Origin of the sequence: Marinomonas alcarazii (assembly GCF_003208215.1) — a bacterium.
GTDB classification, from domain to species: domain Bacteria; phylum Pseudomonadota; class Gammaproteobacteria; order Pseudomonadales; family Marinomonadaceae; genus Marinomonas; species Marinomonas alcarazii.
The window spans coordinates 181749-208612 of record NZ_QKLW01000004.1 but is presented as its reverse complement, the minus strand read 5'-3'; the positions used below and the strand labels follow the sequence as shown (position 1 = coordinate 208612).

The window sequence follows — 26864 nt, the reverse complement described above, 5'->3', positions numbered from 1 at the left end:
CTTGCAATGCAAACGCCCAACCTATGTCTCAAATATTTTATGTGGACAATGTCAAAGCACACCTCCCGCTTATCAAGTATGCGTCGCCCCCTACCGATTTGAAGGCATCATAAAAAACCTGATTCATGGCGTTAAATTCAACCAAAGAAATCACTATATTCGACCTTTAACCACTTTATTAAGCGAGCATCTTATGGAGTCATATTCAGGTAAACATTGGCCCGAGCAACTGCTTTATGTCCCCAGCCACCCAAGTCGAATCAAAGAACGAGGTTTCTGCCAAACAAAAGCATTGGCAACACAACTAACGAGAGAGCTCAGACACCAACTCGGAGATAAATGCCCAAGCCTAACAAAGAAAAACCCAATAAAAAAAATCAAGAATACCCAAGCCCAACACTCATTAAGCCGCAAAGAGCGACTAAAAGGGCCCAAAAACAGCTATGTAATTACCTCACCTATCGCTAAACACATCGCCCTATTTGACGATGTCATGACCACTGGGAGCACTATAGAGCATTGCACTAAATTATTATTAGCTGCGGGCGCTGAACAGGTCGATATTTGGGTGATTGCGAGAACGCCAGACAAAGAGCACCAAATATAAGCCACTCAAACCACCTAGTCATTGCAGGCTCCTTTGTTTACTATGCCCCCAACAAAGCAATGGTGAACGTCATGAAAACAGATCAAGAATACCTAGATTTAGACAAGCAACTGCTGTGGCACCCATACACATCGATGAGCAAACCTAGTCCTCACTTCCTTGTCGAAAAAGCGTCAGGCTGTGAAATAACCCTCAATGATGGGCGAACGCTAATCGACGGCATGTCTTCCTGGTGGAGTGTTATTCATGGCTATAACCACCCAACGATCAATCAGGCAATTCAAGAGCAGTTAGCACAATTCTCCCACGTTATGTTTGGTGGGCTAACTCACAAACCAGCAATAGAACTCGCCGAAAGACTTGTCGCAATAACACCTAGCGAACTACAACGCGTTTTCTTTTCCGATTCTGGCTCGGTCTCTGTTGAAGTCGCTCTTAAAATGGCTATTCAGTACTGGAACACCCAAGGCAAGCCCAACAAGCAGTTTTTTGTCACTCCCAAAAGTGGCTATCACGGCGATACATTTGCTGCTATGTCAGTATGCGACCCTGAAAATGGCATGCACAACTTGTTCAGTGCCGCACTAACACAACAGTACTTTATATCCCCTCCCCCAACAGGCCTGAACGAACCTGTAAAAACGGAATATCTTGAAGAAATACGCAAGACATTTGAAGACAACCACCAACGCATAGCAGGCTTCATTATCGAGCCCGTCGTGCAAAATGCGGGCGGCATGCGTTTTTATAATCCGGAGTATTTAAATCAGATCCGCGCACTTTGCGATGAATTCGACATATTGTTGATTTTCGATGAAATTGCCACAGGCTTTGGCAGAACAGGTAAGCTTTTCGCCACCAATCACACCCATATTTGCCCTGATATCATGTGCATCGGCAAGGCACTAACGGGCGGTTATATGACACTAGCAGCCACACTCACCAATGACAAAGTGGCCCTAGGAATCAGCGAGAATGATGGGGTGTTTATGCACGGCCCCACGTTCATGGGAAACCCTCTTGCCTGTGCTGCAGCCAATGCAAGCCTCTCACTATTAAGCGAATACAATATTCCAGAAAAGATTACGCAGCTAGAAACTTGGATGAAGGAAGCTCTTGGACCATGTGAACAGCTTGAACAAGTAAAAGAAATCCGCTGTCTTGGCGGCATTGGCGTTGTAGAATTAAAAAATGCCGTTAATTTACACGAAATACAACCAAAATTCGTCGAACTAGGCGTATGGATACGACCTTTTGGCAAACTTATTTACTTAATGCCACCGTACGTAATCAGCAAAGAGCAAATCAGTACTCTCGGCAAAGCCATCCACCAAATCGCTAGCGAACAGGCTTGCTAATCCCGATATAAAAAAGCCCTTCAAGCATCGCAGCTAGAAGGGCTTCAATAAGCTTAAGATACCTAATTTACTGCTTCATTCGTTCAGCAAGATTACCCTGCTCATAGGCTTCTTCTTCAATATGAGTAATGTTGATGACAACATTTTCAGCCTGAGCAATACTCTCAATACTTACCGCATCAACGTCTTGCATCTTATCATTAAGATCACGAGCGACACCGGCCTGCTCTTCTGAAGACACATTAATTTGTGCCGTCATCGCCACAACCTGCTTAATAGCGGTTTCAATATCACTCATTTTCTCGGCAACTTTATTCACACTGTCGACACCTTCCTGTGCGACCAACGTCCCTTTATCAATGGTATTCGTAACATCAAGCGTATTTTTCTTCAGCTCTTCTGTCATGCTATTGATGCTCTGCGTAGCATTTTGAGTACGTATCGCCAACGCACGCACCTCATCCGCAACAACGGCAAAACCACGTCCAGCCTCACCAGCACGGGCAGACTCAATGGCCGCATTAAGAGCAAGCAAATTGGTTTGCTCTGCGATATCACTAATGGAATTAACCACTTCATTAATGTTATCACTGCGTTCAGCTAATATCGCAACAACCTTTTTCGCCTCAGATACATCATGGTAAACCTGACGCATTGTTTCGCCTGTCTGCTGTGCTAGCAATCGACTTTCACGCGACAAGTCACCTACCGACTCTGTGGCCTCAACCGCCACATGAACATGCTCTGCAACATGAGTGACGCTAGCCAATAGCTGGGAGCTTGCCGCTACCACATCTTGGAAAGTACTACGCTGTGTATTGAAGTTAGCCAAATTCCCAGTCACGCTCGACTTCGCTTCAGAAGCACGCTGACGAAGCTGTTCAGCCCCTTCCTTAAGACGGTAGCGGAACGTATTGCCTGCGGCTTCTTGATGTATTTTAGCGAACTTAATGGCCGCCTTAACGCCGACCGTTTTACAATATAAATACTGACCAATCGGGTTTCTCGCTTCAGACGACAAACCAGACACAACTGAATTAAGCGCCTGAGCCTGGAAATAGGTTAACCACATTCCTAACAATGCCAAAACAGGCGCAGCTATTTGTAGCGCCAACACATTAGATAACAAACCCAGAACCGCCAATAAAATGAAACAAGACATTAATGGCCAAGTCGCATTACTAAGATGGGCAGCCACTTTTGTTGACGTCGGTAACAATGCTTTACCCGCATTGATACGATCATAAATAGATTGAGCATGCTTAATTTCATCCCGTGTCGCTTTACGACGCACCGACTCATAGCCAATCACTTTACTGCCATCTAACAATGGGCTCACATGAGCACTCACCCAATAATGATCGCCATTTTCACAACGGTTTTTTACTAACCCCATCCAGCTTTTACCTTGCTTCAGGTTAGCCCACATATCGGCGAATACAGCAGGTGGCACATCTGGATGACGAATAAGGTTATGAGGAGAGCCAATTAAAGCCTCTCGCTCATAGCCAGCGACTTCGCAAAAAACATCATTAACAAACGTAATGCGTCCTTTCACATCCGTACTGGAAACTAGAACATAGCTTTCAGGAAAATCATTTTCTTTATCGGTTACAGGCATTTTTCGCATAAACAACTCTCGATATATTTTTTATATTCGTTATTTTTATCACGTATGCTTAATTGTTGCTAACTATGTACACACTAAAAACACAACACAAACTTACTCATCATCAAAATCGCGATAAGCATCTGGAGCCAAATCCTCAAAGCGCGTGTACTTACCTACAAACGCCAATCGACAAGTACCGATCGGACCATTACGCTGCTTACCAATAATAATTTCCGCAATCCCTTTGTGAGGCGTGTCTTCGTGATACACCTCGTCTCGGTACACAAAAGAAATCACATCGGCATCCTGCTCGATCGCTCCAGACTCACGCAAGTCCGAGTTAACAGGGCGTTTATTCGGTCGATTCTCCAAACTACGGTTTAGCTGGGAGAGCGCGACCATCGGACAGTCCATTTCTTTGGCAATGGCTTTAAGAGATCGAGAAATCTCAGAGATCTCATTGGTACGACCTTCGGTAAAACCGGGAATCTGCATCAACTGAAGGTAATCGACCATAATCATAGCAACACCACCGTGTTCCCGAGCAATACGACGCACACGAGAACGCATTTCCGTTGGACTGATACCACCCGTATCATCGATAAATAGTTTGCGGTCTTTGAGCATTTTTACCGCTGACATCAACTTATCCCAGTCTTCTTGAACCAACTGACCAGAACGCATGCGTGTCTGATCAATTCGCCCAAGAGAAGAAAGCATACGCATCATCAATGATTCCGCAGGCATCTCCAAACTAAATACAATCACCGGCTTGTCGCTGATCATGGCGGCATTTTCCACCAAGTTCATCGCAAAAGTCGTCTTACCCATGGATGGACGGCCAGCAACGATAATCAAATCTGCGGGCTGCAAACCAGCAGTCATCGCATCTAAATCGGTAAAGCCTGTACTCAAGCCCGTAATGGCACCATCTTGATGATAAAGCTCATCAATTTTATCTACGGTCGCACTCAGAATATCGGCAGCGATTCTTGGGCCGCCCTTTTTCTCTCCACCTTCAGCTATCTGAAATATCTTGCGTTCAGCCTCATCCAACACTTCAGCTGCGGTCATGCCTTCTGGGTGAAATGCTCTGGCTGAAATATCGTTCGTTGTCGAAATAAGGCGACGTAAAATAGAACGTTCGCGAACAATATCTGCATAGGCAGCAATATTGGATGTACTGGGTGTTGCTTCAGCGATCTCAATCAAATAGGGCATGCCACCTATTGATTCTAAATCGCCACGTTTATCTAAACGCTCTCCGATGGTAACAACGTCAATAGGCTCAGATTCATCAGCTAAACGAGCAATTACCGCAAATATTGATTTATGCTCTGGTCGATAAAAATCATCCGCTATCACAAGTTCGGATACTTTCTCCCAAGCCTGTGGGTCCAGCATTAATCCGCCAACGACTGAGCGCTCAGCCTCAATGGAATACGGTGGTAATTTTATAGAAGCGACTTCGGAATCATTTAGTTGCACGTAAAATACTCATACAAAAACAGAAAAATACGGAGGATTAGCTTAGCACGACCGAAAAAAAAGGGCATCTTGCATTAGCAAGATCCCCTTCTCTTATTTAAGAAAGACGAACGCCTTTCTTAAGCAATTTGCCTAAGCAAATTACTCAGCGATTACTTCTAAAGTAACAGCAACTACCACGTCAGAGTGAAGTTGAATGTCTACTTCGAAAGAACCTGTGTGACGAATCGCGCCTTCTGGAAGACGGATTTCAGCTTTCTCTACTGCTACTTGCGTAGAAATAGCGTCAGCGATGTCACGAGTACCGATAGAACCGAAAAGCTTACCTTCATCACCAGCATTTGCTGTGATAGTGAAAGTTTTGCCTTCTAGCGTTTGTGCACGAGCTTCAGCTGCTGCTTTACGCTCCGCTGCTTTCGCTTCAAGTTCAACACGACGCTCTTCAAAGCTAGCCAAGTTAGCTTTAGTAGCCATTACAGCTTTTTTGTTCGGAATCAAAAAGTTACGAGCATAGCCTGGTTTAACAACTGCAACGTCACCAATACCGCCTAGCTTGTTTACTTTGTCGAGTAGAATAACTTCCATCTCGATCACCTCTAATTAATCATTAGCTATCACTTGAGTTGGACGCCTTACCTTGGATTCTAGAACGAATATCCACAAAACTATCAATCACACAAAGTGCAACGAGAATATTTGCAAAATACACATTCAGAACAAAAAATCCCACAAGGTAAAATGCGATCAGTCCAACAATCCCAATTTCTTTCTTTGCTAAAACACCATGTACTAGAGCGAGCCCCGGCAATACTAATGCAGGTACAGCAGCTTGGGATAAAATACTGAATGAACCTCCTAAGCTTTCGCCTATCAGAATCATTCCACCCAACACCAAACTGAACGCTATCGGCAACCTTAATTGATGGAACTCAGCGCGTAATCCGCCTGGATTATAGAGTCCTGCTTGCCACTTTCTTGCCAAAAACAAAGAAAGAATCGCAATGACCACTTGGAAGATGGATATTGCCATCACCGCCTGGCTAAAAATCAAGTCTCTATCAGGTACTTCAACACCTTCATTTGACAGAACTTTCTGAACCAGCGTTACCGCCATATTCAAAACATCGGTCATTAAAAGTGGCTGAAGTAGCGTACTAATAACCGCCAGAAAACTGCCGGCTAACAATACCCAACTCCATGACATTGTCACTCTAAGTAAATAGCTTAACAACATCACATCAATTAACACCATGAGAGCCGTGGCGTCTCCTTGGAGTATCCAAAGCACAAGTGCTGGTAAACAACCCCAAGCTAATACAGGTATTCCTTCTTTTACACCTTTGCGAAGCACTACCAACCCTAAGATTGCAGCGGCCAGCCAAAACATCACAGGTATCAGACCAAACACCATCACACCAATAATGGCATTCAGGCGCTTTTTCATTACCCATTTAGCTAAACCACTCATATAAAGCGCTTCTTAAGCCTATTAATTAAAATGGCTATCAGTGTAAGGAAGTAAAGCAATGTAGCGAGCGCGTTTGATAGCAGTCGCTAGCTGACGCTGGTAACGAGCCTTAGTGCCAGTAATACGGCTAGGTACGATTTTACCAGTTTCAGTGATATAACCTTTCAGTGTGTCTAGATCTTTGTAATCGATCTCTTTAACGCCTTCTGCTGTAAAACGGCAGAACTTACGACGACGGAAAAAACGAGCCATGAGTGTCTCCTAATAAAAATAAATTAATCTTCAGATTCTTCAGATACTTCTTCAGTATCGTTGTTACGCTCTTCACGCTGAGGAGCAGAACGACGGTCTTCACGACCTTCAGAAGCCTTAATAGGAGATACGTCAGTTACCGCATCTTTACGACGAATCACCAAGTTACGGATGATGGCATCGTTGTAGCGGAAAGTGTCGTTTAATTCAGACAAAACACTGTCAGAACACTCAATGTTCATAAGAACATAGTGTGCTTTGTGAATTTTGTTAATTGGGTAAGCTAGTTGACGACGGCCCCAATCTTCTAGACGGTGAACTTGACCACCATCTTCAGTGATTAGGTTAGTGTAACGCTCAACCATTGCTGGTACTTGTTCGCTTTGATCTGGGTGAACCAGAAAGACGATTTCATAATGACGCATTTAAGCTCTCCTTATGGGTTCTTAGTCTCCACGCTCCCCCTGTTAAAAAGCTGTGAGACAAGGAGTATTGATTTACAGGGACGCGCATTATATAGCACCAATGAACAATAAGTAAACGAATTCAGCCAAAGTAATGCGGACACCTACCTCTTTCCTTTCTTTAAGATCGACAATTCAGTTAAGCGGCTTCATTTTATACAGGTTATTTTACAGACATGAGCAAAAACAATAGAATCATTGCACTCTATGATCAGGCTACCTAAAGAATATGGACATGATAAAAAAAGCATTTTTGGGGTTACTTATATCAATCTCACCTATTGTTGAAGCCAGCAGTAGCGTGGGCGTGGTTGGTGCGACATCTGAATCCGTTTATAAGGAAACCAGTAACCGATCAACCTCCCTACCAAATATCGGCTACCAAGGTGATCATTTTTACCTTCAACTGCCGGAGGTAGGGTACCGATTTTTACCAAGGCAATCTGCGCAGAACGTTTCCGTAGGGATATCCTACGAAGGCTTAAGCTTTGATCCTAGTGACTCAAGCAATGCTGACATCCAGCAACTTGATGAAAGAGACCCAAGCATCATGGCTTTTGCCAGCTATCAATTTGGAATATTGTCAACCAAAGTGGCACAAGACATAAGCGGTAAACACGACGGTTATTACGCTCAGGTAGGGGTTGGTTATCCCATTCCAATTGGCTCATGGAGAATCATCCCATCGCTTTCCTATCGCCATATGGACAGTAAAATGAGTAACCACTTATTCGGCATTTCTGAAAGTGAATCTATTCGAACTGGAAACGCTATTGCCGCTTATGACTCAGGCGCTATTTCCCAAATAAAATATGGCGTAAGAGCTATTTACCCTCTTACCCCCAATGCCAATCTAATACTAGGCATTAGCCAAACCAAATTTGATGATGATATTTTGAAAAGCCCTATCGTAGAAGACAATACCGTAACTGCGGGTTCAGTAGGCTTTATCTTTTCATTTTAAGCGTTATCACTTCGATATCGAATAAAATCCAGACCATTGTTTTCGGAACGTATAAGCCATGAGTAAACTTTCTCACAATGCTCAAGCCATGTTTTTTGGGCTAGGCGCCGTACTGCTTTGGTCGACTGTTGCGACCGCATTTTCCATATCCCTAAGACACTTTTCACCTACCCAGTTATTACTGGTTGCTAATGTCGTGTCGCTCGCTTTTCTCATTGCGCTTCTCGTCATTAAAGGAGAGTTTGGCTCTCTCGTTTCCTATACCAAGCAATCGTGGAAATCGTCTCTCTTTTTTGGTGCGATTAACCCTTTTCTCTATTACTTAATATTGCTCCAAGCTTACAACACTCTTCCGGCTCAAGAAGCTCAGGTAATCAATTACACATGGGCTATAACGCTTAGCTTTATGGCTGTTCCCATTCTAAAACAGCGACTAAAAACCGCCGATTATATGGCAGCTGCCGCATGCTATTTTGGCGTACTCTACATCGCAACACGTGGGCAAATAGGCTCTTTAGAGTTTTCTAACGTTTCTGGCGTTGCTTTCGCCCTTCTAAGCACGATTATTTGGGCGCTGTATTGGCTTTTAAACACCAAAGACAAACGCCCCAGCTTGGTGGGTCTAACTCTTAATTTTGTTTTCGCACTGCCAATAGTCTTCATCTATGCGGCGCTAACAGGGGAGCTAAACCATTGGGATAATAACGGCCTGTGGGGAGCCATTTACATTGGCTTATTTGAAATGGGACTGAGTTTTGTATTATGGAACAAGGCTTTAAAGCTGACATCCAACGCTAGCCAAGTAGCCAATTTAATCTTCCTGTCGCCACTTTTATCTATTGTTTGGCTGTCACAATTTGCCGGCGAGCCAATTTTACGCTCAACGCTCATTGGATTAGCCTTCATACTAACCGGCCTATTCATACAAAATTGGGCAAAAAGAAAAACAAACTAACAAAGCAAAGGATATGTTATGCCTCCATTTATTTACTTATTGCTCCCCATTCTTTTCTGGTCTGGCAACTACATTCTTGGTCGTCTTACGGTTTCCAGTGGCATTGACCCTTTCTCAATTTCCTTCTTACGCTGGAGCCTTGCCTGCTTAATTATTCTGCCCTTTGCTTATAAAAAGCTTTGGAATGAAAAACATATTATCGTCAAAAACTGGCCACTACTGGTTCTTTTTGGTTGGCTGGGCATATGCAATTACAACCTTTTCCTATACATAGGGCTAAGCTCTACAACGGTAACCAATGCCGTATTATTAAATTCAATCATGCCAGTTATGATACTTATTACCGCCCGACTAATTTTGGGAAACAAAACATCTTGGCTGCAAAACACCGGCATACTTATTTCCACCTTGGGGGCCATCACCATTGTTAGTCGCGGTAGTTTAGATACTTTTTTGCATCTCAGCTTTTCACAAGGCGACTTATGGATCATTACCGCCGCTGTCAGCTGGGCCATTTATTCGGTAATGATTGTAAAACGCCCGAAAGAAATGTCTTTAATTGGCTTCTTTGCCTGCACAGCACTCATAGGAACCTTAATTCAAGCCCCTCTATTCTTCCTATTTGGACACTCAAACCTTGCCGACTTTACAGCAAGTAACTGGGGAGCCATCGCTTATATGGGGGTGTTCGCATCAATTGGGGCTTTTTTATGCTGGAATACTGGTGTTCAAAAACTTGGGGCTGCCACTGCTGGACACTTCATTCACTTATTACCAGTCTTTAGTATTGGTCTCTCTGTCATTTTCCTAGGCGAAAGGTTATTCCACTTTCACTATATAGGTATCATGCTTATCTTCTCGGGCATTTTTGTCGCGACCATACTCAATAAAAAACGACAACAAACAAACTAACCTTTACTACGCGCCATTCGGGTACTAATCAAAATGCTTGAAAAGATAAACAGCATTCCCAGAATGGCGTAAACATCAGGCACATGCCCCCATACAGCCCATCCCCAAAAGCCACTAAAAACAACTCCGACATAACTAACAGGCGACACGATACTGGCTGGCGCATAAGTATAAGCCAAATTATAAAGGTACATTCCGACATACAAGGTAATCGTAACAACAGCAACCAGTGGCCACACCTCAGCGGGTAGCACAACAGAGTCCCCTTGGATAAACACCAAGGGAAGAGACAAGATTGTCGAAACTAGGAAATACACAAACAACGTCTCTTGGCCTGACACTTGCTGAGACAACATACGCGTTGTCACCATCGACAGCGCCAAACCAATAGCGGAAATAAAGCCAACAATATGCCAAGGGTTTAAATGATCTGGCGTTGGTTGAATAATAAACGCCACCCCAATAAAGCCAATCACAAGTGGGACCCAACGTTCTTTTGGAACCTTGATCTTATGAAGCATTAAAACGACAAAAGGCACACATAAAGGCGCACACGTTCTAAGCAAAGACGCCTCAACCAAAGGGATATGATTCAAGGACCAGTAATAACAAAGAAAACCAAGGAAGCCGCCAAAGCTACGTAAGAAATGGATTCTCCAAACTGAAAATGGCCGCCTTTGCCAACGGCCTCTCATTTGCGGCAATAAAATTAAGGTGCAAAACAAACTTTGCCAAAAAACCAGCGTTGATACTGCAATCAAGGTTTGCGCCTGCTTCGCCGCTAAGGCGGTAAGAGACATAACAAACGCATACGCGATTGTCATAATAATCCCTTTTTTCAACAACTCATGATTATCTAGCACTCAGTTACTCTTAATTTAAGAAAAGCAAACGCAATATTTAACCCAACAAAATTCACTTGTCGAGCGATTAAAAGTTAAGACGCTACCTTTCACCAGAATTAGAAACACCAAAGTAACGAGAGAAATGTGGGTGAAACCCAGTTTCAGATAGCACAGACACATCTTCATGAGCAGTAATTCGTCCCTGCTCGATCAAAATAACACGACCTCCAACTAGAGTTGCTTCACTTGGTAAATGCGACACCAACAAAGTAGTTAAACCCAACTCTTGAGTGACATCATTAACCAGGTACAGCATTTCTTCACGCAATGATGGGTCCAGCGCACTAAAAGGCTCATCCAATAATAAGATCGGCTTTTTTCGCACCAAGGCACGAGCTATGGCCACTCTTTGAGCTTGCCCGCCAGACAAAGCCTGTGGAAATCGTTCGGCTTTATCAAGCAACTGTGTTTTATCAAGCGCCCATTGGACTTTTTGGTTCTGCTCTTTATTCAAAGACAAGGAAGGAGACAAACCTACAGCCACATTTTGCCAAACAGTTAATTGCGGAAATAAGTTATCGCTCTGAAACAAAGTCGAAATAGGCCTTTCATAAGCAGGTAAAGACAAAAGCGAAGCATCATTAAAATAAATCTCACCACGCCCATCCAGAAAACCGCCTAATAAATGCAGCAGCGTACTCTTCCCTTCACCGCTCCCCCCAAGGAGTGTGGTAACGCCAGGGGGGATATCTACGCAATAATCGGCATGAAAGGTCTCCCAATCATATTGAAGGTTAATTTTTAACACGTGCAGTGACTCCACCAATAAAGCGAGATGAACAATAAAACAAAACCAAACACAGAGAGATCAGCACGACGGCCACACACGCTCCTTTTTCAAGCTGATAGGACCCAATCAACTGAAACAGATATAACGGCAAGGAGACTAGGCCTTGGCTGCCAAATAGAGCAATAACACCCATATCCCCCAAAGAAAGCAGCAAAGCGTAACCAAATGCCTGCGCAACACTTTTTCGCACCAGCGGCCACTCTAAACGCCACCTAGCCCATGAATAAATCCCTAGGCTCAAGTAAACATTTCTAAAGCGGCGCTCTTGCTGGTACAACACAGGCATCAGTGCCCGCAGAACGAAAGGTAACGCCATCACAGCATTAACCCAAACCACAATCCAGTAGCTCGATTGCAGCCCCAGCCCTAAATCGCGTAAAGTTAAAAACAACCCTGTAGCAATAACCAATCCGGGCACCATTAAAATCATATTGCCCAAATGCTCAATTTTATTCGGTAGAAACGCCAAATACGGACGATCCATACAAAAACGCGCCAGCACACCAAAGCACACCCCAAGCAACAGACTCAGTAAAGCGGCGGGCAACGCAATCTTCATTGAAACAAGTACGGCATCCCACAAGGCAGCCGACTGCAATGTACTTAAAAATACAGGCGAGAAAACTGGATCAAAAATAGCTAAAAAAGGTGGAATCACCAATGAAAGAGCACAAAGCAAAGCAACACCATCTGCCACTTTCGCTAACCAAGAATCCTTCAGTGCATAACCCCTAACCGCCAATAGACTGGCATCTTGGCGGTTCACAGGCGCAAGTCTATACACAACAACCGCAAACAAGGTGCATATAAACACCTGCAATAATGCCAAAAAACTGGCCTTATTCAGGTCAAAATCAAACCGTAACGCTTGATATATAGCCACCTCTAACGTACTGGATTTCGGACCTCCACCCAAACTCAACACAACGGCAAAGCTTGAAAAACACAACATGAAAATCAACACAAACGCCCCAGGCAGCGCTTTTTTTATATAATGCCATTCAATCCACCGAAAAGCCGCCCAGCGGGAAAACCCCAATTGCGAGGCTTGACGCCATTGCCCTGCGGGAATCAAATCATATCCTTGCAATAAAAGACGCACCGCCAATGGCATATTAAAAAACACGTGGGCCAATAAAATTCCAACCAATCCATACAAGGGAATTTGCACACCCAATATGTGACTCAGCCAGCCCGTGCGACCATACACCACGACCAAACCTAAAATAGCCACAATGGTTGGCACAACCATAGAAATTGAGAATAACTGCAGTAACGCTGAGCGCCCATAAAATGAACGATGGATAAGGCAAGAGGCTACAGGTATAGCGATAAGCAAACTGATACCACTACTGAGCAGTGCCTGCCATAAAGAAAAGCGAACCACTCGCCAAAGGTAAGGCTGTTGCAGGTAACCGACCCAAGACGGAAGATCACTGTAACGCAAAAGAGCTGCCAGACTGGCAGCTCCTACTAACAAGAAAACACCAACACCTATTAATGCTGGCGTGAGCCTTTTGATCGTGTGAAAAAAGAGCAAATTAGTTCCTGTTATCGCGTTGTCGCATTCAACCATTCATCAATCCAAGCCTTACGGTTTTGTGCAACGTCTTTCGCAGGCAGAACCAAGCTCTTAGTAGGCTTTAAAGCATTATCAAATGCGGATGGTAACTTTTCATCCAGCTTAACAACTGGCAGCATCCAGTTTCCTGTCGCTACAGTCGATTGGAAACCTGGCTGCAGAATAAACTGCATAAAACGCTTAGCCAACGCAGGATTAGGCGCGTCTTTCATCATTGCAGCCACTTCAATTTGTGGATAAAGCCCTTCACTGGCAGAGGCTGCTTTATACTTTTCCTCTCCTTCGGCCACAATGTGGTATGCAGGAGAAGTCGTATAGCTCAACACGACATCCGCCTCACCTTTCAAAAACAAACCATAAGCGTCAGACCAACCTTTCGTCACAGTAACGGTATGACTTGCTAAACGCTCCCAAGCATCAGCTGCCTCATCACCATACACAGACTTCATCCACAACAATAAACCTAAACCTGGGGTACTGGTTCGTGGGTCTTGATAAATAACTCGAAGGTCTTGATTGTCTACTACGTCTTTCAAACTGGTTGGTGGATTTGAAAGCGTTTCAGAATTGTACACAAAAGCAAAATGCCCCTGATCAAATGGCACAAAGATGTTATCAGACCAACCGCCATCAATCGTCACAGCAGAAGTATCAACAGAATGATTTGCCAGCAGACCAGTGTCTTTCGCAGCCTCCATTAGGTTAAGGTCTAACCCCAAAAGCACGTCCGCTTGAGACGATTTCCCTTCAAGCTGCGCTCTAGATAAAATCCCCCCTGAAGAATCCAATGCAACGAAATTGACTTCGCAAGCACACTCTTTTTCAAAGTTAGCTTTTATCTTAGGGCCCGGGCCCCAATCAGATGCAAAGGCATCATAGGTATAAACATTCAAGGTGTCTGCTGATAAAGCCACAGGCGAAATGGTAAGGCCAAAAGCAATAAATGAAGCGGATAAAGTAGAGGTTAACGAAAGTAATTGCAAAGTGTCGCTCCTAAAATAAGTGAGCGGCGTACAGGGGAAACGGCAAGTATGATGGTTAATGACAACGAGTGTCAGTTATTTCACTTGCTATCTCGATTCCTACGCCAGCATGATCTGGATCAGGTTCGGTGGGTTAGCAGAAAATCTGCTTCTCAGCTCTAGCATTGACTAAACACTAGAACACCCCATGAGATATTGAGCGCTTATTGTAAAGAGTCGCTTAACGGAAGTCTATTTCGCTAAGCACTCTCGTCACAGCACCTTGATTTTTTTCAGCGAAACGTAATGCCGACTGACCAAGCCGGAATCGTTGAGACGATTGCCCAGCAAGATCCACAACCACTTTTTCTAACTGTGCCTCATCCTGACAACGAATGGCACCGTTTACTTGTAGAAGCTGTTCGGTAATATCCAGAAAGTTGAACGTATATGGACCAACCAAAATCGCTTTACCAAGTAAGGCCGGTTCAATAGGATTATGGCCACCCCGTTTAATCAAGCTACCGCCAACAAAAGCGATATCAGCTGCCTGATAGTAATACATCAGCTCTCCCATAGAGTCACCTATCACGACATCAAACTGACGCCATTGATCTGGTGGGGTTTGACTACGCAATGCTACACGTTCAAAAGATTGCTCTGCCAACGCTTTCACCGCTTCAAACCGTTCCGGATGACGCGGAACCAATATTAATAACGCATCAGGTTGCTTTTCCAACAAGGCTTTGTGAATACGCAAAAGCAATTCATCTTCACCCTGATGAGTACTGCCTCCCACCCAAACAAATCGAGAGCCTAGCTGACTACGCCAATTAGCCTGAAATACTTCAGGAGGAACAGCAAGATCAAATTTAATACTTCCTGTGACAAGCACTCTCTTTGCCCCCATCGCCTCAAAGCGCACAGCATCCGCTTGCGCATGAGCCAAAAAGCAATCAGGCAAAGCGAATAAAGGACGCGAGATAATTGAGAACTTCTGGTAGCGTTGAAAAGAACGTTCACTTAATCGAGCATTTAGCACTTCTACTCGCAACCCACGTTGTTTTGCGAGTTGTAATAAATTCGGCCAAAGCTCAGTTTCAACAACCAGAAGGTGCTTACAGGAAAGTTTTTTAAGCGCTCTTTTTACACTAGAACGCCAATCCATAGGCAGATATCGATGCTCTGCAAAAGGAAAAGTTTTAACCACTTGTTCGGCACCCGTTGGGGTCATAGTAGTAATTAATAACTTTTTCGTAGGACACTTTTCACGCCACTGAAGCACTAAAGGGCGAACGGCAAGCACCTCACCCACAGACGCACAATGAATCCATAAATCGGCTTCTACTGAGGGCCAAAAGCCAAATGCTTCATTCGCTCTATAATTCGCATAGTCTTTTTTAAAACGTCGAATTTTCAACAGCACAAGCGGCGAAAAGATATGAATCAGAATACGGTAAAGCCACATAATTAGGCTGTCGTCTCACTAAACTGCTGATTGTGAAGTTGAGCGTAAGCTCCGTTCATCGCCAACAACTCACTATGGGAGCCTTGCTCAATAATTTCCCCATGGTCAACCACTGCAATAATATCGGCGTTTTCAATGGTTGATAATCGATGAGCAATAGCAATCGTTGTACGATTTTCCATCAAGCCATCTAAAGCGGCCTGAATGGCTCGTTCAGATTCCGTATCCAATGCTGAAGTAGCCTCATCTAGAATTAAAATTGGCGCATTTTTCAAAATAGCTCGCGCAATGGCTATACGCTGACGTTGACCACCAGAAAGCAATACACCATTTTCACCAACCATAGTATCTAAGCCATGATCAAGCTCTTGAATAAAACCCCAAGCATTCGCTGCTTTCGCGGCATCAATTACAGCGTCATCGTCAGCATCACTTAAGTGGCCATAAGCAATATTTTCGCGAATTGTACCATTGAACAAAACGACTTGTTGGTTAACTAAAGCAATATTAGAACGCAATTCCGTCAACTTATAATCATTGATGGAAACACCATCAATATTAATGCTGCCGTCTTCAAAATTATAAAAACGCGGAATCAAATTAGCCATCGTAGACTTTCCGCTACCAGACCGCCCTACCAAAGCCAGAGTCTTACCAGCTGGCAATGATAAGTTAATATTCTTCAAGGCTTTTTTATCTGCACCTGGGTATGTGAAAGACATAGAACGCCACTCAATATTTCCTTTTAAGCGGTCAATCGATACTGTACCGTTATCCACTTCCTCTTCCATATCGAGGAAATCAAAAATACTGTACGAGGCTGCAATGCCTTTTTGCAAAATGCTATTTACATCCGTCAACTGACGCACAGGTTTACCCAACATACCTGCCGCGGTCAGAAATGCGATAAAATCCCCCGGAGACATATGAGAGCTGATCGAAGGACTCAAGGCGAGCCAGATTAAAACAGCCATCATCAAAGCAAGAATAAATTGCACAATTGGAATATTAAGGGACTTAGTCATTTCCATTTTTAACTGCGAACGTCGATTTTCATGCGCAGCTTTATTAAATCGCTCGGTCTCGTAATGACTACCGCCAAATATTTTGACTACTTCATGGCCTTTAATCGCTTCAGATGCGACGTCAGTTACACCACCCATAGCATTTTGAATTCGTGTACTCAATTTACGAAAACGTTTAGAAGCGTAGGACACCACCAAGCCAATCAGAGGAACAACCACCAAAAATAATAAAGAAAGGCGCCAATTCATATAAATCATATAACTGAACAACCCAACAACTGTTAACCCCTCACGCAAAAGGACACGTATTGCTTGTGTGATAGAGCCAATGACCTGCTCTGTATCATAAGTTAACTTAGCTAATAATCTCCCTGTGGGAATCGAGTGATAATAGTTAGATGGCAACAATACCAATTTGTCAAACATACTAGTTCGCAAATCGAATACAACGTTGTTAGCCACTTTTGCCATAAAATAGTTACCCAAAAAAGTACCTATCCCTCTTGCAATGAATACACCTAAAATAGCAATAGGTATCAACAGGCGGCTTTCTGAAATACTACCAGCGGAAACAATATCAACAATATGCTTTAACAAGGCAGCCAAAGCAGGTTCCATCGCTGCGTAAATTACATAACCAATAACACTTAGCACTAAATAGAACCAAGAAGATCGCACATACCCCAACAAACGAAAATAAATCTTCATGCCAGATACAGGCACCTTTTGAGGTAGAGCCTCACCATTATCTTTGTCTTGCATTTATAAATTCGCTTTTTCTATGATTGAGGTGGTTGAATAACCATCAACAAAGGTCAGCACTTTAACGTCACCACCATGAGCTAAAACATGATCAGCACCAACGATTGTTTCTATGGAGTAATCCCCACCTTTAACTAAAACATCTGGTGTTAAATATTCAATAATTTCTTTTGGTGTGTTTTCATCAAACCATGTCACCCAATCAATCGCCCCAACTCCTTCGAGTACAGACATACGATGGATTAGGTTATTGATCGGGCGCTTTTCTCCTTTGAGACGCTTAACAGATGCATCCGTATTAACAGCAACAATTAAACGATCACCTAGTGCCTTTGCTTGTTTCATATAAGCAATATGTCCCGGATGAAGAATATCGAAACATCCATTCGTAAAAACGATTTTTTCACCGTTCATTTGCGCCAGTTTAATTTGCTCAAGCAAGTCTTCAGGAGAAAGTACGCCAAAATTAGAGCTATGCGAACGTTGAAACATAATAGCTTCAAGTCGTTCAGCACTAATCGTTGCTGTTCCGAGCTTGCCGACAACATAACCAGCGGCTTGATTCGCATATTCAACAGCGTCAATAAAACGCTTACTAGTCACATAAACAGCGGTCAAGACTGCTATTACGGTATCGCCTGCACCAGTAACATCAAAAACCTCTTTAGCCGCTGTAGCCAGTGAAAAAGGCGGTTTACCCTCACTCAATAAAATAAGGCCATCTTCTCCACGTGTCACCAACAAAGCCTTCCAGCCAAATTGCTCTCGCAAAACATTGGCTTTTTCTTCCAGCTCTTTCGTTGAATGACACTTACCAACAATAGTTTCAAATTCAAGCAAGTTAGGCTTAACCAAGGTAGCACCTTGATAAATAGAGAAATCATTGCCTTTAGGGTCAACGAAACTAGGTACTTTAGCGGCATTAGATAATTTTATTAATGCCTGAACATCTGCTAAACACCCTTTCGCATAATCAGAAAAAATAACAGCGTCAGATTCAGGTAAGCACTCTGTAACCACTTGGGCCAATTCTTGATTCTGCGAAAGGCTGTCTTCACGTTCTTCAAAATCCAAACGAATAAGCTGCTGATGGCGGCTCATTACTCGCAGCTTGGTGATAGTCGGCAAGGTTTCAGATCGAACAAAACGACATTTAACGCCGGCCTTTTCTAAACTACTGGCTAATATATCGGCATTTTCATCATTACCAACCACGCCGACAAGTGTTACAGGCACACCCAGTTTAGCCAAACCAAGTGCAACGTTTGCAGCACCACCTGGTCTGTCTTCAATATTAGATACTTTGACCACTTGAACAGGGGCTTCTGGAGAAATACGCGAGGTACCACCATGCCAATAGCGGTCCAGCATTACATCACCAACAACAAGGATGCGTTTATCTTTAAAGTTTAGATACGAAGAGTTCATAGCCACATAATAATCGATTTTTAGAGGCACTCATCTTATCATACTACTCTGCCAAGTTGGACATACCTAAAACATACGAAATAAGGCTTTTACACAATGCTGAATTCCGCTCTACTATCTAGCCAATCGTTCTTATTTGAAGAACTTTTAAACAATTGGTCGCGTTATGGTATCAACAAGGAAGATGGTCATAGCTATGAAAGCATGAATCACAACTGGACAAACAACCCTCTTGGTCGTGTACGGTTACTAACACAATGCCGTCAATTATATACTTTTAGCCATGCCTGCCAGATTAAGAGCATGCCTGAATGGCAAGCACAGTTAACTCCCCTATTCGACTTTATCGTCTCTCATTACTTTATTGAGGATAGATGGATCTTTTCGTTAAATGACGACTTATCTATAAAAGATAAGCACTCAGACGCTTATGCTCTGGCCTTTGTCTTACTGTCTTTTAGTCACTACTATGCTGTAACCAATGACGATCGTGCTCTTAAATTTATGAAAAAGACACATCGTTTTTTACTAGAAAACATGCAATCTGAGTCCGGTGGTTTTTTTGAGTCCTACCCAGTAGACATCAAACAGGTACGACGCCAAAACCCTCATATGCATTTACTAGAGGGCTATATTGCAGCTTTTGAGGCCACTCATGATGAAGAATATAGAAATACCGTCCAATATTTACTTTCATTATCGCTCAAGCACTTCTATCACAAAGAAACAAAAACCCTTCGTGAGTTTTTTAGTACGGATTGGAGCCTTGACCCTGAAACAGGCCACCAAGTAGAGCCGGGGCACCATTTCGAATGGGTATGGCTGCTTTTTCAAGCAAATAAAATAGTGCCCAGCTTAGAGTATACCGATTTAGCACAGCAATTATGGTTAACGGCAACCCGATATGGCCTCGCCGAAAATGGAGGAATTTACAATCAAATAGATGGAAATACTTATCAGCCTCTCGATAAGGAAAAGCGAATCTGGCCCATCACTGAATATTTAAAAGCCATCACTGTTATGCCCATAGGTAAAGAAGAAAAGGTAGATCGCTTGGTTAAGGCAATCAATTTTATGCAACAATACTATTTACTCCCAAATGGACGCTGGAATGAATACCTTAACGAAGACAACTCAGCAAAGGACTTCCCACTCCCTGGAACCAGTGACTATCATATTTTTCTCGGCCTTACAGAAGTGATAGCATGGGCTAAAGCGAACAACGGTTTCCAAAGCTCTTTCTGAATTTAGTTTACCATTCTAGAAGCAAGCTTAGACAAGACATTAGGATAAACAAATTATGTACATAGTAACTGGCGGTGCCGGATTTATCGGCAGCAACATCATCAAAGCCTTAAACAACAAGGGCATAACAAATATCCTTTTGGTTGATGACCTGACAGATGGAAAAAAGTGTCTAAACCTATCAGACCTTGATATTTCAGATTACATGGATATGTATGACTTTTTAGACGCAATAAAAGATGATAGTTTGGGAATAATCCCTACTGCAGTTTTCCATGAAGGCGCTTGCTCGGCAACCACTGAATGGAATGGCAAGTATGTAATGGATGTAAACTATCAATACTCAAAAGCCGTATTAAACTTTTGCTTAAAGCATGGCGCACCTTTCTCTTACGCTTCATCCGCATCCGTTTATGGATCAGGTCCTGTTTTCCAAGAGTCTCGTCAAAACGAGAAACCACTTAATATGTACGCTTACTCTAAGTTTCAGTTTGATCAGTACATCCGCGCTGCTTTACCAACCGCACAAAGTCAAATTGTCGGTTTCCGCTATTTCAACGTATACGGCCCTCGCGAACAACATAAAGGCAGCATGGCCAGTGTGGCCTTTCATCTTCGCAACCAAGTTCTAGCCGGGGAAAACCCCAAATTATTTGGCGCCTATGACGGCTACGAAGCTGGCGGCCAAAGCCGAGACTTCATTTACGTAGAGGACCTAGTTAATACCAAACTTTGGTTTCTAGAAAATCCAGAAAAGTCAGGAATTTTCAATCTAGGTACAGGTAAAGCCGAGCCATTTCGTACGATAGCTGAAACTGTAATAGGGCATTATGGAAAAGGCGAAATTGAATACATCCCTTTCCCTGAGCATTTAAAAGGGGCCTATCAAAGCTTTACTGAAGCAGACATAACAAAGCTTCGCCAGGCTGGATATGAAGGCAAATTCCGAGGATTAGCTCAAGGTGTTCAAGATTACTTAGGTTGGCTCGATTCGAATGGCTAAATATTTAATTGTTGGCCCATCTTGGGTTGGTGACATGGTAATGGCTCAAAGCCTCTTTATTACGCTAAAACAGCGCGACAAAGAAGCTATAATTGATGTAATTGGGCCAAAATGGTCTTCCCCTATATTAGCTAGGATGCCAGAAGTTCGTAATGCAATTACCCTACCCACAGGACATGGCGAATGGGGGATAAATACTCGACGAAAACTCGGACACTCACTTCGCACTGAACACTATGATCGCGCTATTGTGATGCCTCGCTCATGGAAGTCAGCGTTAGTACCTTTCTTTGCCAATATTCCGCAACGTGTCGGCTTTACTGGTGAACAACGCTTTGTACTAATCAATGAACGGCGCAAATTAGATAAGAATATTCTAAACCAAACAGTCAAACGCTTTACATCTTTAGGTCTACCTAACGAGCTTGCCTATCCACCAGCAAATACGCCATATCCAGTTCTGCATGTTGACCCTGAGAATCAGAAAAAACTCTATCAGCAGCATAAATTATCAAACAGACCAGCAATCGCCTTAATGGCTGGAGCAGAATTTGGTCCATCTAAGCAATGGCCAATCGCTTATTTCCATGAATTAGCAGACAGAGCGATTAAGGCAGGCTATCAAATCTGGGTACTAGGCGGGCCAAAAGACCAAACAGATGGCGAGAATATTGTTAAGGATCTTGGCCAATATGCCATCAACCTGTGTGGAAAAACTCAATTAGTCGATGCTATTGATTTACTCGCAATCGCAGAAAAAGCTGTTAGCAATGATTCAGGATTGATGCATGTAGCGGCTGCAGTTGGTACAGAAGTACATGGAATTTATGGGTCAACCAGTGAATTATTCACGCCACCACTCACCGAAAACAAGACCATTCATAATTTACACCTAGAATGTTCACCTTGCTTCAAACGAACTTGCCCTTTAGGGCATACAAATTGCCAGAATAAACTCACTCCAGAACAAGTTATGGAAAAGCTTCATCTAGAATAGATAACTAGAACCCCCCAAACATTTTTTCCAATAAATGCTTCAAGGTATATTGGCGTTTTATAGAGTCTTTTACGACATGCGTAGGAGTCTCTATAAACTCCTTTAATGCTCTATGCCTTTCTTCTCCATAAATATATATATTTTCAGGACAATAACCATCCATCGAAGCCACATAAGGATTGGTTGTAATCAATTTTTTATTCTGAAAAAAAGCCTCAACAACTCGTAAAGTAACACCCCTCTGATTATTTTGAGCAACATCAATAAGAATATCACTTTGCTCAACCTGCTCAAGATACTCATCAAAACTCAAATACACATCTGTCGTAACGTCTAAATCAGAAAGGGTATAACCATTATTGCCCTTATCCCGAACAATATGAACAACACTATCAATTGAAATTTCATCTAATTCTTTTTTAATACCTTTAACAGTGCAAAGACGCCCTTTATCCACACCAGAAAAAAACGCCCGATTATATACAGACACAGTTGACTTAATTAAAGAAGATGAATGAATTTGATCATGATATAAAAACCCATAAAGCTCCACATCATTTTCATCAAAAGTCCACACTTCAATTTTTTTGCGTCGAACATAAGATAAAAAAAGCTTTTTATTCTTTCTTGTCATAGACGATATAGGATTCCATAACCAAACTTTAGGCTTACCTACTTTCCGGTATATTTGATCAAGAACTATTATATTTTCGATAGCAAACGCCAAGACACAATCGTTAGGCCCAGGCTTAGAGGGAAGAAATGCATTGAATCGAGCAAAAGTTTTATTAATAACGCGACAACGAAAATCACTCTCAAAAAAAATATCATAATCAAGATCAATAACATCTTTCATAAGATATTTAGTTACATAAAAGTCATTCGCGATAATGACCCTTTTCATGAAGTATATTTGTCCAATCCATTAACACACTTAGTCAGACATTGATCAATAGCTTTCTGATAAATCTCTTGGTTCTTCTCAAGCATTCCTCGACTGCTTTCTTTATGATATATATGATAGCCAACTGCCTTAAATTTCAGGTAAATGCGATCTAAACCACTATTTAGCAAACGAATAACCATTTCACTATCTTCTCGCCCCCAACCTTCAAAGTCTTCATTGTAACCGTTTACATATATGGCATCTTTTTTCCAGAGAGCAAAATTACACCCTCGAGTAGACTTGTCATTGTTCTTTATTTTTGTAAACCAGTTACTAAGCAACTCTGAATTTAGCATATTATGACGATTTCTAATATCAGCACTAAAAAAGTGTGGTTTATACCCAACCTCCATAACTTTTTTACTAATATTCGGCCCCAGAAGAACCCTACCTCCTTGAACGAAACAATTTTCTTTTGCTGCGCTAGAATGAGAAGCGACAAAACTAGTTGGTAAATAAAGGTCTCCATCTACAATGATTAGATAATCACCTTGAGCCTTTGCAATAGCTTTATTACGACTAGCAGCCAAACGAAAGCCTTTATCCTCTTGCCATGAATGAACAAGGCGAGTGGGATAGTTCAATTGATAGGCTTCGATTAACGATTTAGTATCCTCACTAGAGCCATCATCAGCCACAATAACCTCATAAGGAAGCAAGGTCTGCTCTTTGATACTTTCTAGTGTAATAGCAAGCGCTTCTTTCCAATTATAAGTGGTGACGATTAAACTAATTTTCATTTCTTTTGATACTCTCGTAGCCATAAATCAATATACTTATAAAATGTAGAATGTGCGGCTAACCACGCTAAAATAAAACCATGCCGACCATCTAGAAAGCCACGTTTAACAAAATACATTTTTATAAAACAGGACAGTGCATGTGATATAGCTTTTGACACTGATGAAGACTTCTTCCCTTCACGATCATCCGCCCAAGCTTTAAGGTAACCCGTCGTCTTAGCGGAGTAATGAGCTAAACTCGAATAAGTATCATGGTATAGATGACCAGACAACTTCTTACTACCCAATGACCTGTCCGAGACCACCTTTTCGTGGACAAGCGCATCGTTATACGAAGCAAACTCTCGAGGGTAAAGCCTCACTATCCAATCAGGACTCCATCCAGAATGACTAATACGTTTGCCAAAAGCACTACTCAAACGATCAAGTCGATACAATACTGGCTCATTTAACTTAACTGCAGCTAAGATACTTTGCTGAAGAGCTTCAGAAACTTCCTCATCTGCATCAATCGCAAACACCCAATCTGTGTTTATATAGCTTTGTGCAATTTGCCGCTGCTTACCAAATCCAGGCCAATCTGAATGAACATAAACATCAGAGGTAAAGGAGCGTGCAATCTCTATTGTGTTATCATCACTACCTGAATCTACAACCACAATCTGATCTGCCCATGATGCTACAGACGACAAGCATTTCGCTAACATCTTACCTTCATTTTTGACAATAAGTAGTACACCAACTGTAGACATAAATTCAACCGTCTCTATTTCAATTATCTTCAACTAACCCAAAATACTTCTTAGCTACCAGTAATGACACTAACTGCTCTTTATCCTTATCAAAAAATTGTGAGACATGCTTATGGGCACACTCAATTATCTCTAATGCCTCGCTAGTATGAAGGTTGTAATATTCAATCTTCTCTTCCAGATCAGAAAAGTCCTCTTTCAATTCAACGTAATGAACCCCTGGCACAAGCAAGCCTTCCATAAACCATGTTTCAAACCTTGGTCTGCGCATCATAACTAAGGAATTAGATGCCATGGCCCACTTTAAATTGGTTGCTACATCCTTTCCTTCAACACTAATGATATAACGGTAATTAAGCTGCTCTTGAATTGATAAAAAACCTTTATAACTAGGCTCATAGGATAGTTTCTCATCATTATGGCCTATATTAGCTAAGTTGCTGCCCCAGTACATATCAACAAAGTCACGCCGATGCTGGTGATACACCATACCTCGCCATACAGCAAGAGGACGTTTATTTTCAAACTCTAGCGAATCAGATAAAAACTTATAGTGACGAATAGCATTTAGCTTGAGAAGTACGGAGTTCTGGTTATCTTCAGATATTGGACGGCTTTTCACAAAAGACGGAGTATCAGGCACATCAGTCACATCACCAAAAACATAGTCAAATCTTTTATTTTTAGGAAAATGGCGAACCACACGCTTTGTATCTGCGTAATATACAAAACTTTTTGTTTTTTTAAAGGTTGCGACAGAGACAGCCTTAGCTGATGGAGAGAATGGCTGATTAAGCTTGCAATAATAGTCGACTCTATTCTGTAAGTCACTTGTCACATCAACGTCAGCCAACAACATCTCTACCGATTTAACAGATCGACGAAGAGCCAAGCCTTCACATAAATAATAACGAATTCGAGATAGGCGGCCTTTGAGATAAGCTAAATCCTTCTTCGCCATTCAAACATCCCCACCAAACAAATCACGTGTATAAACTTTATCTTTCACATCTAGCATATCATCGGTCATTCGGTTAGCGACAATAACATCTGATAAAGCCTTAAACTCTTCTAAATCTTTAATGACTCTGGAATTAAAAAAGTTATCTTCTAGAAGAGAGGGTTCATACACTACCACCTCAACTCCTTTTGCTTTTATACGCTTCATGACTCCTTGAATGGCCGATGCCCGAAAATTATCCGATCCAACTTTCATCACCAAACGGTAGATACCAACAACTTTAGGGTTATTTTTTAGAATTGATTCTGCAATAAAATCTTTACGAGTGGCATTAGCGTCGACAATCGCACGTACTAGGTTATTCGGCACCTTGTCATAGTTTGCAAGTAGCTGCTTAGTATCTTTAGGCAGGCAATAGCCACCGTAACCAAATGAGGGATTATTGTAATGGCTACCAATACGAGGGTCTAAGCCCACACCTTGAATAATTTGACGACTGTCTAAATGATGAGATTCCGCGTAGCTGTCTAATTCATTAAAAAATGCTACGCGCATCGCTAAATAAGTGTTTGCAAACAGCTTAATGGCTTCCGCTTCTGTAGAGCCTGTAAGTAGTACATCAATGTCAGTTTTTTCCGCTCCCTGAACAAGCAAGTGAGCAAAAACCCGAGCCCTTTCAGACTCCTCACCAACAATAATTCGGGAAGGAAACAAGTTGTCATATAGCGCTTTGCCTTCACGCAAAAACTCAGGTGAAAACAACAGATTATCAGTCGCATAACGCTCACTTGCTGACTTGGTAAACCCCACTGGTACCGTAGATTTAACCACCATAACCGCATTTGGATTAATGCTTATTACATCTTGAATGACCGACTCAACATGCTTGGTATTAAAATAGTTTGTTTCTGGATCGTAATCTGTAGGCGTTGCAATGATTACATAATCAGCATCACAGTAAGCTTCTTCTTTGTCTAAGGTGGCAACAAAGTTAAGGTTCTCTTCGACCAGATAGCGTTCAATATCACGATCTTCTATAGGAGACTGCTTGTTGTTGAGCATGTCGACCTTCTGAGCAACGATATCTAAGGCGACTACCTGATTGTGTTTGGCTAATAAGAGAGCATTTGAAATGCCTACGTATCCAGTTCCTGCCACCGCTATTTTCATGCGAGCTACCTTTTTTTAAAGCCAGAAGTGATTTTGAAAAGACGA

26 protein-coding genes and 1 riboswitch are annotated in these 26864 nt (G+C 42.4%); of the genes, 8 read left to right on the top strand and 18 right to left on the bottom strand.

The window, feature by feature from the left end; translation table 11 throughout:
* Positions 1 to 193 precede the first annotated feature (193 nt).
* Both DFP75_RS18610 and bioA read left to right on the top strand, forming a co-directional pair.
* Positions 194 to 607 (top strand): ComF family protein, encoded by a 414-nt coding sequence (locus tag DFP75_RS18610; RefSeq protein WP_245927037.1) that lies wholly within the window; start codon positions 194 to 196, stop codon positions 605 to 607.
* Between the two features lie 71 nt (positions 608 to 678).
* Positions 679 to 1965, top strand: coding sequence for an adenosylmethionine--8-amino-7-oxononanoate transaminase (gene bioA, locus DFP75_RS10805; protein WP_110575486.1), 1287 nt, complete (start codon positions 679 to 681; stop codon positions 1963 to 1965).
* Positions 1966 to 2032: 67 nt separating this feature from the next.
* Here the strand turns inward: bioA and DFP75_RS10800 are convergent, their stop codons facing one another.
* The 6 genes from DFP75_RS10800 to rpsF all read right to left on the bottom strand — a co-directional run bounded on the left by DFP75_RS10800 (position 2033) and on the right by rpsF (position 7210).
* Positions 2033 to 3595 carry a methyl-accepting chemotaxis protein gene (locus DFP75_RS10800; protein ID WP_110575485.1) on the bottom strand — a complete coding sequence of 521 codons (1563 nt, stop codon included), beginning with the start codon at positions 3593 to 3595 and terminating at the stop codon, positions 2033 to 2035.
* A gap of 93 nt (positions 3596 to 3688) precedes the next feature.
* On the bottom strand, positions 3689 to 5065 hold the full coding sequence (gene dnaB, locus DFP75_RS10795) for a replicative DNA helicase (protein ID WP_110575484.1): 1377 nt from the start codon (positions 5063 to 5065) through the stop codon (positions 3689 to 3691).
* A 141-nt stretch (positions 5066 to 5206) separates the two neighbouring features.
* Positions 5207 to 5650, bottom strand: coding sequence for a 50S ribosomal protein L9 (rplI, locus tag DFP75_RS10790; RefSeq protein WP_110575482.1), 444 nt, complete (start codon positions 5648 to 5650; stop codon positions 5207 to 5209).
* A gap of 22 nt (positions 5651 to 5672) precedes the next feature.
* Positions 5673 to 6533, bottom strand: a complete 861-nt coding sequence (locus DFP75_RS10785) for a hypothetical protein (protein WP_110575480.1) — start codon at positions 6531 to 6533, stop codon at positions 5673 to 5675.
* 21 nt (positions 6534 to 6554) lie between these two features.
* A complete protein-coding gene (gene rpsR / locus DFP75_RS10780) occupies positions 6555 to 6785 on the bottom strand; it encodes a 30S ribosomal protein S18 (RefSeq protein ID WP_013662377.1) in 231 nt (76 codons plus the stop codon).
* A gap of 23 nt (positions 6786 to 6808) precedes the next feature.
* Positions 6809 to 7210: a 30S ribosomal protein S6 gene (gene rpsF, locus DFP75_RS10775; RefSeq protein WP_110575478.1), complete on the bottom strand. Its 402-nt coding sequence runs from the start codon at positions 7208 to 7210 to the stop codon at positions 6809 to 6811.
* A gap of 274 nt (positions 7211 to 7484) precedes the next feature.
* Here rpsF and DFP75_RS10770 point away from each other — a divergent pair, with 274 nt between their 5' ends.
* From DFP75_RS10770 to DFP75_RS10760, 3 genes are read left to right on the top strand one after another with little or no spacing between them, the layout of a single operon-like run.
* Entirely contained in the window at positions 7485 to 8213 is a 729-nt protein-coding gene (locus DFP75_RS10770) for a MipA/OmpV family protein (protein WP_245927036.1), read from the top strand.
* 58 nt (positions 8214 to 8271) lie between these two features.
* Positions 8272 to 9168 (top strand): DMT family transporter, encoded by an 897-nt coding sequence (locus DFP75_RS10765; protein ID WP_110575474.1) that lies wholly within the window; start codon positions 8272 to 8274, stop codon positions 9166 to 9168.
* A gap of 18 nt (positions 9169 to 9186) precedes the next feature.
* The gene (locus tag DFP75_RS10760) at positions 9187 to 10080 is read left to right on the top strand and encodes a DMT family transporter (RefSeq protein ID WP_110575472.1); all 894 of its coding nucleotides are present in this window, start codon (positions 9187 to 9189) and stop codon (positions 10078 to 10080) included.
* Here the strand turns inward: DFP75_RS10760 and DFP75_RS10755 are convergent.
* The 7 genes from DFP75_RS10755 to hldE all read right to left on the bottom strand — a co-directional run bounded on the left by DFP75_RS10755 (position 10077) and on the right by hldE (position 19002).
* The gene (locus tag DFP75_RS10755) at positions 10077 to 10904 is read right to left on the bottom strand and encodes a DMT family transporter (protein ID WP_175404980.1); all 828 of its coding nucleotides are present in this window, start codon (positions 10902 to 10904) and stop codon (positions 10077 to 10079) included. The two genes, DFP75_RS10760 and DFP75_RS10755, sit on opposite strands and share 4 nt — an antisense overlap.
* Before the next feature lie 121 nt (positions 10905 to 11025).
* Positions 11026 to 11733, bottom strand: coding sequence for a thiamine ABC transporter ATP-binding protein (locus DFP75_RS10750; RefSeq protein WP_110575669.1), 708 nt, complete (start codon positions 11731 to 11733; stop codon positions 11026 to 11028).
* A complete protein-coding gene (thiP, locus tag DFP75_RS10745) occupies positions 11720 to 13315 on the bottom strand; it encodes a thiamine/thiamine pyrophosphate ABC transporter permease (RefSeq protein WP_245927035.1) in 1596 nt (531 codons plus the stop codon). The genes DFP75_RS10750 and thiP overlap by 14 nt, the downstream gene beginning before the upstream one ends.
* An 11-nt stretch (positions 13316 to 13326) precedes the next feature.
* Positions 13327 to 14340: a thiamine ABC transporter substrate binding subunit gene (thiB, locus tag DFP75_RS10740; RefSeq protein ID WP_110575466.1), complete on the bottom strand. Its 1014-nt coding sequence runs from the start codon at positions 14338 to 14340 to the stop codon at positions 13327 to 13329.
* A 78-nt stretch (positions 14341 to 14418) separates the two neighbouring features.
* Positions 14419 to 14538, bottom strand: a riboswitch (TPP riboswitch).
* 22 nt (positions 14539 to 14560) lie between these two features.
* Positions 14561 to 15787: a 3-deoxy-D-manno-octulosonic acid transferase gene (locus DFP75_RS10735; protein ID WP_110575464.1), complete on the bottom strand. Its 1227-nt coding sequence runs from the start codon at positions 15785 to 15787 to the stop codon at positions 14561 to 14563.
* 2 nt (positions 15788 to 15789) lie between these two features.
* Positions 15790 to 17574: a lipid A export permease/ATP-binding protein MsbA gene (msbA, locus tag DFP75_RS10730; protein ID WP_110575462.1), complete on the bottom strand. Its 1785-nt coding sequence runs from the start codon at positions 17572 to 17574 to the stop codon at positions 15790 to 15792.
* The gene (hldE, locus tag DFP75_RS10725) at positions 17575 to 19002 is read right to left on the bottom strand and encodes a bifunctional D-glycero-beta-D-manno-heptose-7-phosphate kinase/D-glycero-beta-D-manno-heptose 1-phosphate adenylyltransferase HldE (RefSeq protein ID WP_110575667.1); all 1428 of its coding nucleotides are present in this window, start codon (positions 19000 to 19002) and stop codon (positions 17575 to 17577) included.
* 96 nt (positions 19003 to 19098) lie between these two features.
* On the opposite strand from hldE, the gene DFP75_RS10720 reads away from it, so the two are divergent.
* Genes DFP75_RS10720 through waaF form a run of 3 tightly spaced genes read left to right on the top strand, consistent with a single transcriptional unit; the run spans position 19099 to position 22247 of the window.
* Positions 19099 to 20247 carry an AGE family epimerase/isomerase gene (locus tag DFP75_RS10720; protein WP_110575460.1) on the top strand — a complete coding sequence of 383 codons (1149 nt, stop codon included), beginning with the start codon at positions 19099 to 19101 and terminating at the stop codon, positions 20245 to 20247.
* Between the two features lie 55 nt (positions 20248 to 20302).
* Positions 20303 to 21250, top strand: coding sequence for an ADP-glyceromanno-heptose 6-epimerase (rfaD, locus tag DFP75_RS10715; RefSeq protein WP_110575458.1), 948 nt, complete (start codon positions 20303 to 20305; stop codon positions 21248 to 21250).
* On the top strand, positions 21243 to 22247 hold the full coding sequence (gene waaF / locus DFP75_RS10710) for a lipopolysaccharide heptosyltransferase II (protein WP_110575456.1): 1005 nt from the start codon (positions 21243 to 21245) through the stop codon (positions 22245 to 22247). The genes rfaD and waaF overlap by 8 nt, the downstream gene beginning before the upstream one ends.
* Before the next feature lie 4 nt (positions 22248 to 22251).
* Here waaF and DFP75_RS10705 read toward each other — a convergent pair whose 3' ends face one another.
* Genes DFP75_RS10705 through DFP75_RS10685 form a run of 5 tightly spaced genes read right to left on the bottom strand, consistent with a single transcriptional unit; the run spans position 22252 to position 26819 of the window.
* A complete protein-coding gene (locus DFP75_RS10705; RefSeq protein WP_146219956.1) occupies positions 22252 to 23103 on the bottom strand; it encodes a WaaS/CpsH family glycosyltransferase in 852 nt (283 codons plus the stop codon).
* A gap of 44 nt (positions 23104 to 23147) precedes the next feature.
* Positions 23148 to 23957 (bottom strand): glycosyltransferase family 2 protein, encoded by an 810-nt coding sequence (locus DFP75_RS10700; RefSeq protein WP_245927034.1) that lies wholly within the window; start codon positions 23955 to 23957, stop codon positions 23148 to 23150.
* Positions 23930 to 24688: a glycosyltransferase family 2 protein gene (locus DFP75_RS10695; protein WP_110575450.1), complete on the bottom strand. Its 759-nt coding sequence runs from the start codon at positions 24686 to 24688 to the stop codon at positions 23930 to 23932. The genes DFP75_RS10700 and DFP75_RS10695 overlap by 28 nt, the downstream gene beginning before the upstream one ends.
* A 19-nt stretch (positions 24689 to 24707) precedes the next feature.
* Positions 24708 to 25649, bottom strand: coding sequence for a glycosyl transferase family 90 (locus tag DFP75_RS10690; protein WP_110575448.1), 942 nt, complete (start codon positions 25647 to 25649; stop codon positions 24708 to 24710).
* The gene (locus tag DFP75_RS10685) at positions 25650 to 26819 is read right to left on the bottom strand and encodes a nucleotide sugar dehydrogenase (protein ID WP_110575446.1); all 1170 of its coding nucleotides are present in this window, start codon (positions 26817 to 26819) and stop codon (positions 25650 to 25652) included.
* Positions 26820 to 26864: the final 45 nt, after the last annotated feature.